General features: G+C 34.3%; 13 protein-coding genes. 11 read left to right on the top strand and 2 right to left on the bottom strand.

All coding sequences use genetic code 11. The features are described from left to right. The first annotated feature begins 6 nt into the window (after positions 1 to 6). The 5 genes from JAZ75_RS16130 (at position 7) to JAZ75_RS16110 (ending at position 6526) form a co-directional block, all read left to right on the top strand. Positions 7 to 1230, top strand: a complete 1224-nt coding sequence (locus JAZ75_RS16130) for a hypothetical protein (RefSeq protein WP_208696662.1) — start codon at positions 7 to 9, stop codon at positions 1228 to 1230. Between the two features lie 85 nt (positions 1231 to 1315). Beyond that, positions 1316 to 2014 (top strand): DUF4198 domain-containing protein, encoded by a 699-nt coding sequence (locus JAZ75_RS16125; protein ID WP_208696660.1) that lies wholly within the window; start codon positions 1316 to 1318, stop codon positions 2012 to 2014. A gap of 7 nt (positions 2015 to 2021) precedes the next feature. Next, on the top strand, positions 2022 to 3362 hold the full coding sequence (locus JAZ75_RS16120; RefSeq protein ID WP_208696658.1) for a PepSY-associated TM helix domain-containing protein: 1341 nt from the start codon (positions 2022 to 2024) through the stop codon (positions 3360 to 3362). 72 nt (positions 3363 to 3434) lie between these two features. Then, positions 3435 to 5792: a TonB-dependent receptor domain-containing protein gene (locus JAZ75_RS16115; protein WP_208696657.1), complete on the top strand. Its 2358-nt coding sequence runs from the start codon at positions 3435 to 3437 to the stop codon at positions 5790 to 5792. A gap of 344 nt (positions 5793 to 6136) precedes the next feature. Then, positions 6137 to 6526: a hypothetical protein gene (locus JAZ75_RS16110; protein WP_132841688.1), complete on the top strand. Its 390-nt coding sequence runs from the start codon at positions 6137 to 6139 to the stop codon at positions 6524 to 6526. A gap of 378 nt (positions 6527 to 6904) precedes the next feature. Here the strand turns inward: JAZ75_RS16110 and JAZ75_RS16105 are convergent, their stop codons facing one another. After that, positions 6905 to 7114 carry a PepSY-like domain-containing protein gene (locus JAZ75_RS16105; RefSeq protein WP_208696655.1) on the bottom strand — a complete coding sequence of 70 codons (210 nt, stop codon included), beginning with the start codon at positions 7112 to 7114 and terminating at the stop codon, positions 6905 to 6907. 688 nt (positions 7115 to 7802) lie between these two features. Here JAZ75_RS16105 and JAZ75_RS16100 point away from each other — a divergent pair. The 5 genes from JAZ75_RS16100 (at position 7803) to JAZ75_RS16080 (ending at position 12126) form a co-directional block, all read left to right on the top strand. Continuing rightward, positions 7803 to 8942: a serine hydrolase domain-containing protein gene (locus JAZ75_RS16100; protein WP_208696653.1), complete on the top strand. Its 1140-nt coding sequence runs from the start codon at positions 7803 to 7805 to the stop codon at positions 8940 to 8942. 93 nt (positions 8943 to 9035) lie between these two features. After that, complete coding sequence (locus JAZ75_RS16095) at positions 9036 to 9557, top strand: DUF4269 domain-containing protein (RefSeq protein ID WP_208696647.1); 522 nt, start codon at positions 9036 to 9038, stop codon at positions 9555 to 9557. A 347-nt stretch (positions 9558 to 9904) separates the two neighbouring features. Continuing rightward, positions 9905 to 10576, top strand: a complete 672-nt coding sequence (locus JAZ75_RS16090) for a hypothetical protein (RefSeq protein ID WP_132841685.1) — start codon at positions 9905 to 9907, stop codon at positions 10574 to 10576. 133 nt (positions 10577 to 10709) lie between these two features. Beyond that, the gene (locus JAZ75_RS16085) at positions 10710 to 11399 is read left to right on the top strand and encodes a toxin-antitoxin system YwqK family antitoxin (protein WP_208696645.1); all 690 of its coding nucleotides are present in this window, start codon (positions 10710 to 10712) and stop codon (positions 11397 to 11399) included. A 505-nt stretch (positions 11400 to 11904) separates the two neighbouring features. Then, positions 11905 to 12126: a hypothetical protein gene (locus tag JAZ75_RS16080; protein ID WP_021191941.1), complete on the top strand. Its 222-nt coding sequence runs from the start codon at positions 11905 to 11907 to the stop codon at positions 12124 to 12126. A 195-nt stretch (positions 12127 to 12321) separates the two neighbouring features. Here JAZ75_RS16080 and JAZ75_RS16075 read toward each other — a convergent pair whose 3' ends face one another. After that, positions 12322 to 12783, bottom strand: coding sequence for a hypothetical protein (locus tag JAZ75_RS16075; protein WP_183914362.1), 462 nt, complete (start codon positions 12781 to 12783; stop codon positions 12322 to 12324). Positions 12784 to 13353: 570 nt separating this feature from the next. On the opposite strand from JAZ75_RS16075, the gene JAZ75_RS16070 reads away from it, so the two are divergent. Continuing rightward, positions 13354 to 14889 carry a glycosyltransferase family 39 protein gene (locus tag JAZ75_RS16070; protein WP_208696643.1) on the top strand — a complete coding sequence of 512 codons (1536 nt, stop codon included), beginning with the start codon at positions 13354 to 13356 and terminating at the stop codon, positions 14887 to 14889. Positions 14890 to 15614 lie beyond the last annotated feature (725 nt).

Below are 15614 nucleotides of genomic sequence, written 5' to 3'. Positions count from 1 at the left end.
TTTTTTATGAAAATCAACAAATTCGCCATCGCAATATTCGCTGCGACAGTATTATTTTCTTCTTGTAAGAAGTCTCCGGAAATCACCAGCCCTGAAAAGCCAACACAGAATTCAAATAGCTTATATAGTGTATGGGTTACGACCGCATCGGGTTCTTCCTACCTGCTCACTGCAGACAATTTGATGAAAGATACTCTATTGACTCCCAACAACAATCAAGGAATCGATATTACGTCTCACCTTCCCGCATCTTTTTATGCTATTTACGCCTATGCCTATGAAGGGAAATACTATATATCCAATGATGGTACAAGGTTTAGTCAATTTGAAATCCTAAATAGCAAATCCTGGAAAGAGACCAATAACTATGCCTTCCCTGGAAATTTTTATTTAGGAAAAGTTTTAAAAGATATCAGTACAAAAGATGAAATGGTCGTCACTAAAACGGCCGGTGTTACGAATAAAGAGAAAAATGTGCTGGAACAACCCATCTACTTTATGAATGTCAACAACATGACCATCAATAAGACAGTGGGTGTGGAAATACCAATGATCAAATTTAATCCTAAAACTCCAGAAGGAAAAGATCATAACCCCTATATCGTACCGACAAGCTTCACGCAAAGAGGTGACAAATTATTTGTTGGTCACAAATATAGAAGTAATGAGACACGTCAGGATATCATCGATACAGCATACATGTATGTTTGCGATTACCCAAGTTTGGCCAATGGTAAAATTATAAAAGATGGACGCGGTGGCTTTACCGCTGGACACTGGGAGGTACAAACACTGTCTTTCACAGACGACAATAACGACCTGTATATCGTAACTAAAAAAACCAATGTGGCTACCTATGCTCTTTTGCGTATTAAATCGGGCGAAACGACCTTCGATCCAACTTATTTCTTCGATTTAAAAGATTATAACGTATTCAAAAATAGTACTGCACAGGTACAAAAATTAGGAAACGGTAAAGTTTATATCAGTCCATATGTCATAGATCCTTCAAACAAAAAAGTTATTGCGGATCTAAGAATTCTAGTTGGTGGCGGTGAATCAAAAACAACAATGAATTTTATGGAGAATGGTAAACTGTACGATGTATTCAAAACAGACGAATCGAAATGGTTTGTATATGAATACGATCCGGCTAATAATTCCGTAAAACGTGGCGCCGAGATCGACCCGGGAATTACGCAAGTTTATCATCTGAATAAACTCAAATAAAATTAAACAACTTTTAAGAAATACCGAGGAGGTATCACATTCTTGCTCGGTATTTATCTATTCAAAAACCCGAAAGTTAAACTATATGAAAAAATTAATATTCACACTCCTCTCCTTTTTTATCGTTCTATCGGCTTCGGCACATGCGGTATTTATTGAAACCTCACTAAAGGGTATTCAAGGAAAATCCCACGCTATAAAAATAGTCTATGGCGAACCTGATGAACATGAAGTCATCTCCAAATGGTGGTGGTACAAAGCAGGTATGGAAATTACATTGACACTGATTAAACCGGATGGCAGCACCTCGTCTTTAACCACTACAGCACAGGATGATCACCTTTTGACGTCATTCATTCCTGACCAAGACGGCGTGTATCATGTTTCTCTAAAAAGAGATACTGAAAGGAAGAAAGGCGCTATAACACAATATCAGATCAATGCAATAGCAACCATTCAAGTCGGAAATTCCACCATTGGCAATACAGCAACGCACCTTGATAATGAGTTATTTGTCTTCGCTGAACAAACTGCATTTAAAAATAAAAAAGAAGTCACTCTGACTTTATTCCAAAAAGGCAAGCCTGCATCCAATACCGCGGTTCAAATCATTGCACCTAGTGGCTGGATTAAATGGTTGGAAACAGATGAGCAAGGTCGAGTCAAATTTACTCCCGAATGGAAAGGCAAATATTATGCTGAAGTCTCTAAAAGAGAAAAAGTAACAGGACAGGATTTTGAAGAGTACAGCCGAACGAGTTCGATGAGCTTTGCTGTAAAATAAATTGAGGATGGCTGTAAGAAAGAGGAAAAACACATCGATATTTCGATTGGTTAATAATTGGCTACATCTTTGGCTGGGATTAATTTCCGGGATTATTGTCTTTGTCATCTGCTTGATGGCTTGCCTCTGGGTTTTCAATCATGAAATCACAGATCTTGCCATTCCGAAAAAAGAAAGACAATATATCCTTGCTTCCAGCCAATCGTTAATTGCTCCATCGCGCATTTTTAGTCTTGCGGACTCACTCTATCCAAATACTGTTGTACGAGGTATTACTTATACAAGAGATCACCCCGTTTCCTTTACCATTCATGTAAAAGACAAAGACGATACTAAAAAAACACAACCGCAGGTGCACTTATTACACCCTTACACTGGTAAATACTTAGGCCTGCAAATGGAGGATAATTCGGAAGAAGCACAGTTAAGAAAAAAATTAAATAGCTTTTTTGCTTGGACACTCAGTGGACACCGATTTCTCTGGCTACCGAGAGATATTGGACGTCCAATTGTCAATTATGCGACGCTGATATTCTGTCTGACGTTAATCACCGGATTGGTGTGGTGGTATCCAAAAAAATGGACAAAATCCACACGTGAGAAAAGCTTCCGGATCAAGTGGAGGGCCGGCTGGAAAAGAGTCAACTTGGATCTCCATAATGTAGTTGGTTTTTATTCTTTCCTTTTGGTTCTATTACTGGCTGTAACCGGTATGTATTATGGTCTAGAATGGTTCAATAGAGCACTATATTGGTCCACAAACTGGGGAAAGCCTTTAGCCGAACGGACATCTGTTCATTCAGATTCAACGAAGATTGATCAATTGGCGCACTTTCCAAAAGCTTTTGATCGAGAAATCCGAACTATACTTACGCAATATAAAGATCCACATTATTTGACAATCACCTATCCGGATACCTTAAAAAAAGATGCCACGATTTCAGTATACATTAGAAATGATATGGATAGGCAGTACAACAATCGCTATTATTCATTCGACCAGTATACGGGCACATTTTTACCGAACAATATTTCGCTATTTAATAAGGATTTTTATGAACTCCATGCAGGTGAAAAATTTAGAAGACTCAATTATGATATCCATGTTGGTTCCATCTGGGGGTTTCCCACGAAAGTGTTAGCATTTATTCTGACCTTCATCGCTGGCTCCTTACCTATTACAGGTTTTATAATCTGGTACAACCGGAAATGGGGAAAGAAAAAAGGGCGTAATAAACCTTTAAAAGGAACAGTTGCCCATGACGCTATGCCGGTTCAAAATATGGAAGCAGATGCAACGATTAGAAAAAAGTCGATACGTTTTCGGCCAAAAACCACCAAAACATAGGCTTCCTAATCATCGCTATTTAATTTATGCTTAAGAGGGTTCTTTCTTTAGAAAGAACAAGAGATACTATTTATGAAGAGATCTACATTATTAACGATTCTGCTTTCAAGTTCTTCTATGGGACTCGTAGCACAGACGAAGGTGTCTGGAAAAATATTTGACAAAGATGGACATTCAATTAAAGGAGCTACAGCAAGTCTTTTACGTTTACCCGATTCGGCATTAATCATGCAGGCAGATGCGGCAAAGGATGGATCATTTCAATTGCATGCGACCAAGAATGGCGATTATGTGATTCGTTACAGTTCCGTTGGCTACACGACGATGAACAGTAAAATGTACAAACTGTCGGGAACAGATCAGACAATAGTACCCGCTTTTTTACAACCGTCCGAACATAGGATGGAAACCGTCCAGGTGATCGGAAAGCAAGCCAGTGTACGGCAGTATGCCGATAAGATGGTTGTTGATGTCGAAGGAAGTGTATTGGCTGAAGGAAACAATGTCCTCGAGCTCCTCGAAAAGACCCCTGGTCTTGTCTCTGACGGAAAAGGGAATTTTTCAATTCAAGGCCGTGCCGGTGCTAATGTGCGTATCAATGGCCGCGACATGTATGTATCTGGAGAACAGCTCGCGAGTATCTTGCGTGGACTTCAGGCATCTGAAGTTTCAAAATTGGAGTTGATCAGCAATCCTTCGGCTCGTGAAGATGCTTCGGGAACAGCAGGGATTATTAATATCGTGACTAAGCGAAATACAAAGGTAGGCTTTGGTGGTGATGCTTTTGTCCGAGCTGGACAAGGGCGAGCGTTTTATGGTGGTTTTGGAGGAGGACTACATTATAAGGTCAATGGTCTCGATATGTACGTTCAGGGGAATAAGAGTTATGACCGCAGCAATAGTCACAATCTGACCGAAAGAAGCTTTTTTGATCAGGGAAACTTAACTTCCTTTCAACGGCAACAAGAAAACAAAAAACTCGATGACGCCGCTTTTCATAACGTTCGGGCAGGCGCAAAATATGAATTTTCCGATGGCGGAATCCTTGATGGAAGTGTGCACTGGATGAGGGGTAATTATAAGCCATACGCATCCATCGAGATGGATAGCTGGAATTATCCGGAAAACATACAAACTGAACGCGCAGTTAGCAATAATCATTTTGATGAGTCTTTCAAGAATTGGACATTTAATATTAATTATGTCAACAAATACGAGGGTGAAGATCACTTTTTAAAATTTAATTTTGACTTCGCTCCTCACGGTAATGACTATAATAATCGCTTTGAAACAGAGAAATTCAATTTACTAACGGATCAAAAAACCGCTATCGGACGGACCAATGTACAGGATTTGAGTAATACGACATATTCCGGAAGATTAGATTATAGTAAACCACTAACTGATTCGAGTAAAATTGAACTTGGCTGGAAGGGGACGTACTTTTTTATCAATAACGATGTGGTCAATACCCTACTGGATAAGGGTTCATGGATACGCGATCATGCCACTTCAAACCGTTTTCAATATACACAACACATTGAAGCCCTATATGCCATCTACTCTGGTAAATTCAAGAAGATCGAATATCAAGCTGGCCTCCGTGGTGAATATACATTTATTAATGCCAATCAAGTCACCTTGAATAAGAAAAATGATCAGCGCTATTTTGACCTATTCCCAAGCGGATCGTTGTTGTACCACTTGAATGACAAAAACACATTAAGAACATCATTCAGCAGTCGTATTGAACGACCGGGCGATCACGACATCAATATCTTTCGGATCTATGAAGATGCTTATAGTTACAATGAAGGGAATCCAGATTTAAAACCGGAGAAGAGTTACATCACTGAGATAGGTCATGGGTATAAAAATAAATTATTCACCACATTAGGCGTTTCCTATGGACGTGACATCATCAACTGGATTGTTCGTCAAGGTGATCAAGTTGGAGAAAATTTATCGAGACCCGAGAATATTGGACGTTATCTGAATTATAGCGCAAGTATCATGTACAATCAGACATTACGTACATGGTGGACAGCAAGTCATTACATCAATACATTTTACAATAACTATTCTGGTGAAATTGGAACGATTAACCTAGATTCAAAAGGATCCAGCTGGACAGCCAATAGCCGTCACACACTTCAATTCAAATATGGTCTCCGCGCTGAAATAGCAGCTTACTATCGGTCAGGAGTTACAACAGGACCTTCAAGAACTGACAAAAGGTATGGTTTAGATTTGGCGGCAGAAAAGAAAATGTTCGGAGAGCGGGGTATGATTAAGCTGACCGCAAATGGCTTACTTAGAAATGCTAACCCTCAGCTGGTAAGTGAATATGGGAACCTAAAAGTATTTTATTCAGATTTTCCAGATAACAGAAAAGTGTTACTGTCATTGAGCTACCGGTTTGGTAATTAAAAAACAATAACCGAAATGTTATACTATTACGTCAAGGTAGCACGGATCTTGTCAAATTCGCCATTCTTAAGGCGCTATTTGACAAGGTCCGTTATTGATCGACTCCTGACCATGGCTGGACAATAATTCATTTCAAAAATTTTAGGAAAAGAAAAAATCTGCTCATTAAAAATAGAAACAAATCAATTTGGGAACAAGATATTTGTTTGGTATCTTAGGTATACGCTTTACTACATGGACAAGTCACAGAATCATTGCAGTGCAGTGCAATTCAAAAACAACAACATAGTAAATTACGTTTCAGTAAATTGTTAAAATATTTTAAGCACTTGATAAAAAATAATATGGAAAAATTTTTAGGAGTAGACGGACAATATCACTCAGAAGGATCTTTTCTTGGAACAGATGGTAAATATCATCCAGAAGGATCTTTCCTTGGAACGGATGGACAATACCACCCAGAAGGATCTTTCCTTGGAACGGATGAAAAATATCACCCAAAAGGATCTTTTCTCGGAACGGATGGACAATATCACCCAGAGGGATTCTTTCTTGGAAAGGATGGACAATATCACCCAGAAGGTTTTTTTCTTGGAACGGATGGACAATATCACCCAGAAGGTTCTTTCCTAGGAACTGATGGTAAATATTACCCAGAAGGAAGTTTCATTGGAGCTGATGGTAAATATCATCCAAAAGGATCTTCCCTTGGAGCAGATGGAGAATACCATTAATTTGACTTTTAATTCTTGGATGAAATTAGGTAATATGCCCCATTTCATGCACTTGATAAGTCCTTTTAAATAATTTTAGGATAATCCATTCTAATTCACTGATCAAAAGTTTAAGAAATAATACGCATCGAAGATTTACTCTTTAGACATGATTCGTATAGAATTTTAAGACATACACTATTTAAAGTAGGTAAATGGTATAAGAATAACAATTGAAAAAAAGTCTTAATTCAATAGAGAGAATTTTGGTCAGATACGTAGCAATACTATAGGGAAAAATAATGGTAGTTATAGTCCTGAAGAAAACAATAATACCTGAAATTACAGTGTCGAATATCATGATTCGACACTGTCGCTATCCCTAGTCGAGGCAACTCCCTAATTAATTGCTTTTACAAATTGCCCTTTGAAATCAAAAATAAGATTCGCTCCTCCTCTAATATCTATTTTGTAAGTCTTATCTTCTCTTTCAATAAATTCAACCTGGCTTGCAGGATAATTTAGTATAATGTAAGACAAAATATTTTTTCTGACATCCTGTGCAGAAAATTTTCCTTCTAGTCCGTTTATTAAATTCCAATTAACCATATCATTTAAGTTTTAAAATGTTAAATATTATGATGACTTTCTAATTATATCATCTAATTTCCAAGCTTCATCTTTTATATTAACCTAAAGCTAAATAGCAATTTGGGAAAGAATTAGGAAAAATCATAATTATGGCCAATCATGGTATTATTTCAGAAGTCATTAAATAAAATGATCGGTTGGATTAAAATTAGGAGAAGTTGTAAGAATGGTATAAAATATACAAGGTTATTTTTATTAAATGGCTTTGTGTGTTTTTAGTATGAATTGGAATTTATATTTCATTTTGAAGTAGTCAATAATTAAACTAGATAAAATACAATCTACAGGTGAGATTCAAACAATCCGACAAGCTTCAGCAATATTCGCCAACTCACCCTCTTGATGTACTGAAGCAATTTTTGATTCATCTGTAGGCTATAAATCGTCCCTCATTTATAACACTTAGACTTACATGTTAATAACCTGATGAATAAAGGTAATGGGAAGATAAAATTATGCGGACTTTTTGATCGCGAAAAACTAAGACTATGTCTAATTCATAAAGATTGCATGTGTCGCGATTTTACGACAAATCTTAATGAATATTGTGATATTTTACTAACTGGTAAAAGTGATTTAGATTATTAACTTTGACAAATATTGGATATTCAAATCAATTTTAGAAAACTATAATCAATTATAAACGATGAAAAATATAGCTCTTTTTACTTTCTTGCTATCATCTATTTTTTGCTTGGCTCAGCCCTCAGAAGTAAAAAAAATCAATATTAATATTTTAATTGATAGTGCGGCAAACCAAATGCTGAAAAAACCTTTAATTCATTCTACATCAATCGCTATCGTTTATCAAGGTAAAGAATATATCGGTCATTATGGAGAATTAGAGAAAGGAAAAAATAATTGCCCTACTAATGAAACAATTTATGAAATTGGTTCTCTAAGTAAAACTTTTGCAGGAACACTTGCGGCTAAGGCCGTTTGTGAAAATAAATTAAATATTGATGATGAGATCCAAAAATATTTACTTGAAGACTATCCAAACTTAAAATATGGAAGTCAACCTATTCTTGTAAAACATCTGCTGTCACACACAAGTGGGTTTCCAAACATGCTTCCTTTCCAAGCAAATTCAATACTTCAGGATTTCACAAATCACGACACACCAGCTAAAATCAATGAACTTTATAGAAACTATGGCCAGAAAGATTTTTTAAGAGATCTCCATAAAGTTAAGATTGATACTGTTCCAGGTTACAAATATTCATACTCTAGCGCAGGTAGCGAACTTGTGGCTTTTATTTTAGAAAAAGTATATAAAACAAAATATGAAGAACTATTGACGGATTACCTGTCCAAAAAAATTGCAATGCATAACACAAGAATCAGTCTTTCGGATCAAGAAGCAAAAAAACTTGCAGTTGGGTACCACAGTGATAACAGCATTATCCCCGCTCCAATGCCAAAATTACCGTGGGGAGCATCTGGTAATATGAAATCCACAATACCTGATATGGTAAAGTATATGAAATTTGAATTGAAAAATAATGCCATCGTTGCTAAGTCACATAAATCAATTGTCAAGTTTGATCGTGAGTTCAGTATTGGGTATTTCTGGAATATTGTCACTGATGATAAAAAATTAGGTACATATTACGTACATCATGGTGGCGTGCCTCGTTCCCAATGTTACATCTATATTATTCCAAAATACGATTTAAGCGCATTTATTATTACCAATCAGAGTGGCATCGACACTGCAAAGGTCATGGAAGAGGCATTAAATATCATATTTGATAAAATAGCGGCGGAAGTAAGCGAGGGATAAAACGATCAAAGACGCAAGAGCTTTCCATGAAAAAATACTGCTAAACTAAATACAGTCCTTTCAAGCTTTTTACTTTAATAACTTTATTATCAAATGAAAATTGATTTTAGAAATATAAATTACCTTAAACTAGGGAATACTAAACAAAGGAAAATACATAAAATAATAACCAAGTATCAGCTGTTCGAAATTCTCAACGATTACAAACCGATCCTAGTGGGAACAATTCCCATAAATATCGATATAGAAGAGAGTGATGTAGATATAATATTACAAGCTCATAATTTGAAGGAGTTAACGCAATTATTACTCAAGAGTTTTGCTCAATTTGCTCAATTTCGATTAAGTACCTTCAGCAATGGAGCCCTAACCTCGAATTTTATGCTAGAAGATACGCTAATAGAAATATATGCGACAGATATAGACACAGAAAAACAAAATGGATATTTACATATGATTAAAGAGTACGAAATCCTGCAGGCTAGAAATGACAGTTTTAAAATGGAAATAATAAAATTAAAAAAACAGGGAATAAAAACAGAACCGGCATTTTGCAAACTACTGAATATAAGTGGAGATCCCTATGTTGAATTACTCAACTACATCGTGCAATAGTTCTGATAAACATAGCATACCGTTCTAAAAACTCACAAACAAAGGTTTGGTAGAAAATTACAAGAGGCCTTTAGTCTGGTTTATAAACTTTTACAAAGCCATTCCTGACCGAATGGCTTTGCAAGTTATATCCTATACAGTTAGCCTTCTTGATGAATTGTAAATATACCACAGCGAATTGTAAATAGTTTATTCGGTTTTGAACTTTTGATGTAGATTTATAATTAAAAAAAACACAATTATATGTGTATAAATGGAACTATAAAAATTTAAACAAACACTAAAGAAGCGGCAACTGTCATTTTATCAATTGACTGTAATTATATAAACGGCGAACTAACAATAATATGAAAAAACTTTTATTACTTTTTACAATTGCTCATTTTTTGACTTCTTGTAATGGGCACGAAACAAAAAAAATGGATAATAAAATTGAAAAAATTGCGACTGCAAAAAAAGATACTATTAAAATCAACGAGATTCACTTAAATTCAGGTTTGGATAAAACACTGATTCCATTTGGCTTAAATAAGGATGATAATAATAATTCAGCCTATAACTTAAATTTAGATTATGAAGAATTTTCATTTTCTCCTCAACAAAATTTTAAATTCAATGATCTGAATATCGGTAAAATAAAAAGTTTAATCATATACTATTTGAAAGAGGACAACAGTGCTTTTACTTATGAATTAGAATTAGAAGACAACAGCAATTGTGAATTATTAATAGGTGAATTCAATAAAAATTTCGGCAAGCACCTGTTTTACCAAAAAAATGAAAATACAAAAGAACATCCTATATTTTTGGATGAAAACGGAGAGCAAGAAACGCGACATATTATTGAAGAACTAATAAAATGGGATGATAGTCAGCATGATGTAAGCTATTTTGTGAGCTATAAAAAAAATCTCACTACAAATGAAAATAAATTAACAACAATAGCGATAAGTAATGCTCATAAAAAATATGCGGAATGGATAGATTTTAGAAGCCTCAGTATGGTTTTTCCAAAATAATCAAACAATGATTGCAAAGAGGGATCTTGCATCAGGCAGTATGAAAAGTTAAATTTAACATTAGCTTCTTAGCTGAATTTTAGTCATAAAAGCTGCATATGTGTTTTGATTTAATGCCAATTAACATTCGGAAATGAAACAATTAGTAACATTTTTAGCACTCCTACTTGTGCACGTTTTGGTTTTTTCACAAACGGAGCATAAAATCTTTTATGACAATGGAAATCTTAAACAAGTTGGACAATTCGATACGAATGGAAATTGCACTGGAGAATGGAAATATTATGGATATAGTGGTAAGCTGGAAAAAGTTGGTAATTTTCTAAACCAACAACAAATTGGAGAATGGTTTTTCTATATAGACGGCTATCTGTATAATATTGCAAACTATAAAGATGGTGTAATACAAACAGACAAGTGGTATCACAAAAACGGTAAAACATTGGCTTTGGGACAATATAAAGATGGAAAAAAAACTGGAAAATGGAAATTTTACCAAGAAAGTGGCGCATTAAAACAGATTGAAAGGTATAAAGATGGAAAAGAAGACGGAAATTGGGTATGGTTTTATAGCAATAACCAAATCGCATGCAGAGGGAAATATAAAAAAGGATTGAAAACGAAAGTATGGAGATGGTATTATGAGAACGGAAACTTAAAAAATGTAAGCAATTATGTAAACGGAAAAAGAAATGGTCAATGGAAATGGTACAACGAAAACGGAGTGTTATTAGAAATGGGACAATTTAAAAGCGGTGATAAAAGAGGGCAATGGAAACTCTACAACGAAAACGGTAATTTGACAGAAACAAGAAACTACTAGAAATGTCTAAATTTTAGGCAATATCTACCACATTGGCAGTAATACTTGACTTGACGAACCACGGTTCAACCCGAATAAAAGGAAAAGAAGGGATTAAAACAATAAAATTTTCTTTTACTTTTTACGTTTAGTAAACACGTAATATAAACCCTTTCCATAAGTTTCATGACTGAAAACTACTGTTCAAACTTCTATGTTTACTCCTGCTATGGAATAATCAGACGACATAACTACCAGATCGTGATCAATTGCTAGCTTTTCTATAAAACTCAAACTTTAATGCTGGTTGGAGCAATTGTTGAATCAAACGTAGGTTAAAAGAATAATTGTCGAAAATATATCTCCTCCCCTTAATCACTCTATTGGTATGTCCAATTAAAATAGAGACTTATTCAAACATAAATTGATTACATCGCCACAGAAATAAGCAATCTTCCTACAAATATCAATTAGGTCTTATGTATTGATCGACTTATGAGTAGTTTAAGAGAAAATTTTAAAAATTATGAAATCAATCGAAAATTTAACAAAATTCGAGCTCGGACAAGGTGAAGAGCAAACGATACAAGGAGGATTCAATCCAATGGGTGGAATCTCGTTATCATTTTCACCTGCTCAAGGAGGAGAAAGTGGCGGTACAATCGGTGTGTACTTAAATGGAAGCCATATTTCAAACACATACTTTTTTACCGAACACAATTGGGTATATACTAGTAGTTATATGTAGGCAACAATGCAATCTATTTTCCGAAATTAAAACGAGTTTTATTTCGGAAAATAGATTGCATTGTTTTTAACCACTCCAAAAAAATTCATTAAATGGAGTTTAGAACTATATCCATAAATACCTTATGATGAACAGCTGATATGAGCAACAAACATTTAAATCCAATTTATTGTATTTCTAAGGTTTTCGCAAGTACTAATCTGTGAACAAGATATTACTGACTATCTTATTTTTCACTTTTTTATATTCAAACGTTCCTCCAGCACCACTTTGTGATGTGTACGATAGGCTATCGGCACTCCAAACAAAATCTTCTGATTTAAAAAGCAAAGCAAACAATTTTTTTATTTCTGAAACTTCTGTAAACGGAATCGTTAACTGATAAGAGCTTACGCCAACTGGACATTCTTTTTGACTATAACTTATTCGATTTTTAAATTGCTGTGAAAAATCACATTTTTCTCCCAAAATTTTTTGAGGTCCAATAGTATCGTAATGACAAACAAGGTAGGCATATAATGAGGAATAAGATTTGTGAGATTGTAACCATTCGATTTTATTCATATCGGGTTTGACAAGTACAAATCTTTGATCTTTTGATTGTTCAAATGAAAATTTACATATTAAAAGTAAAGCAATCAAAATTGTTGTCTTCATTTAGTTAGGAATTGTATGACCAATCTTAAACCCATAATAAATTGTTTCTGTAGAAACTTGAATAGATAAATAGGAAATCTTCATCATCGATATTTTTAATTTAAAGAGCGGTAACTCCAGGCTTTTAATCTTATTGAAAAGCCGTTGACACTTATAAAATTAATAAATTATTTACGCAAGACCAATTTACGAAAAGATTACTCAAGTTTTTTCACCCAATCTCCTCTTTATTAATTCCAACTCTCCAGCTGTGACATCTGTTCTAGAATGACTATATGGTTTAGAGAAAGGCTTGGGACTATACTAAAAGATAGGTTGACAATTATATTTTCTTAGCATGGAATGCGAAAAAATGGTGTCTATTAGTGGATAGACATTAATGCATTAAAAAATTACATTTACAAATGCCTATTACTAAATAAAATCAATACCTTAAGGTATTGAGGGTAGTCCCTATTCTTTTAAAGTAGTATCTTAGGGTGAAAAAATTACAATATCCGGCTTTATCATGAGTACGCTTACAAATTTAGTTTCTGAATAGAAAAACAATTTTATACCTTCGATTGACAGATGGAAAAGAAACAATATGAAAAAAATATTATCCTAATATGCTTTATTTTAGTCAAATTTCTTATTCAATATTCACTTATTAGCCCAGAATATGAATTGCAAAGAGATGAATTTTTGCATATAGATCAGGCAAACCATTTGGCTCTTGGATATTTTTCTGTTCCACCAGTTACGTCCTGGATTTCGTATATAATTAAATTACTTGGAAATACTGTTTTTTGGATTAAATTCTTCCCTACACTTTTCGGGGCGTTGACAATTCTCTTGGTCTGGAAAACAATTGAAGAATTAAAAGGGAATCTTTTTGCGCTTATCTTAGGGGCAAGCTGTGTGACATTTTCAGTACTATTCAGATTAAATACCTTATTTCAACCAAACTCACTAGATGTCCTGTGTTGGACTTCACTGTTTTATTTCATTATAAAATATTTAAACAGTAATCAGACTAAATGGATATATCTCATTGCATTTACATTTGCGATTGGATTTTTAAATAAATACAATATCATTTTCCTTGTTTTAGGAATTATTCCCTCTTTACTATTAACAGCTGAAAGAAAAATCTTTCGCAATAAAAACCTTTATTTTGGAATTGGATTAGCTTTCATTATAATTTCTCCAAATATAATTTGGCAATTCAATAATCATTTCCCTGTTGTCCATCATCTTCATGAACTTTCAGAGACACAGCTTGTAAATGTGGATCATTGGAGTTTCATCCGCTCTCAGTTTCTATTTTTCCCAGGAACTTTGATCGTTGTTTTTTTTGGGCTTTTTGCGTTGCTAAAGCAGCAGAAATTCAAAAAATATCGGCTATTCTTTTGGACATTCTTCATAATAATCTCAATTTTTTTGTTTTTAAAAGCTAAAGATTATTATGCGATTGGAGTTTACCCAATTTATTTTGCTTTCGGTTCAGTATATATTTCAACTTTATTAGAAAATGAAATTGGTAAAATCTTAAAACCAATATTTATCCTTTTGGTGGCTGTATGTTTCATTCCGATTTACCGTGTTGCATTTCCTAATAAAAGTCCGGAGTACATTGTCAATCATCCCGATAAATACAGAAAATTTGGAATGTTAACTTGGGAAGATGGAAAAGAGCATCAATTACCACAAGATTTCGCAGACATGTTAGGTTGGAAAGAACTTGCCAAAAAAGTGGATAGTGTTTACATGACTATTCCAAACCCAAAAAATACGTTGATATTATGTGATAATTACGGGCAAGCCGGAGCTATCAATTATTATTCAAAGAAAGGAATCCGTGCTGTAACATTCAATGCAGATTACATCAACTGGTTTGATTTTGAAACAAAATACTATCATTTAATCCGTATCAAAAATGCTTGGGAGAAAGAAAATGAATGGACAGAAACTTCTCCATATTTTGAAAATGCTTGTATTGCAGATTCGATCACGAACAAATATGCTAGAGAATATGGAACAACAATTTTTTCTTTCATGAATGCCAAAATTGATATTAATGAAAGAATAAAAAAAGAGGTAGAGGAAGTTAAAAACTTCCATTAAAAATCACCGTGTTGCAAGAACTAAAATCACACCAATGCGTGCCATACTTTTACGCATACCGCTGGCCAACTGCATATCGTTATATACAACACCATGATGCCTTACCCCTCTTGACATAGTGCTGTCACAGACCTTAACTAGTTTTGCGACATAGTAAGCCACTTAAAGTTTGAAAACACATTACTAAAGCTGATAAATTGTGGTTGCGTATAGATCTGTTTTTAACTTGACCTTCATTGTGAATTCCTTGGTTTTATGTGATATGGTGCTTTTTACGAATAATAATTTTGATCTGCAGTATTCTAATTGCCATGATTATGTCATGAAACTAATTGTCACAATTTAGTACTATATTTTAATTTATCTTCATTTCATGAAGCAACTACTAATCGTATTAATCTTATTAATTACACAATCTTGTCAAATAAGCAACCTGGGTAAAAAAGACAACCATGCATTATATATAAATACAATTATTCCAGCGTATTCGTCACTAAAAATTTCAACTGAGGACGCGAAGTCTTTTTCGTTTGAGGTGATAATTAAATCTGATAGTACGATCCATTTAAGAACTCATGATACGGAAATTAGCATGGAAAAAGATAATAAATACGCTTTAAATGTTGACGACAGTGAAAGTGTGATATTCAAAAATTTATCAAATCTGAATAGTGTCATTAAGCTCAAGATTTTCAATCATTCTGCCAAAGTAATGCAAACCATAG

This window comes from Sphingobacterium sp. UDSM-2020 (assembly GCF_016132525.1).
GTDB classification, from domain to species: Bacteria; Bacteroidota; Bacteroidia; order Sphingobacteriales; family Sphingobacteriaceae; genus Sphingobacterium; species Sphingobacterium anhuiense.
Note: the sequence above shows the minus strand (reverse complement) of the source record. Positions and strands in the feature narration are given on the sequence as shown.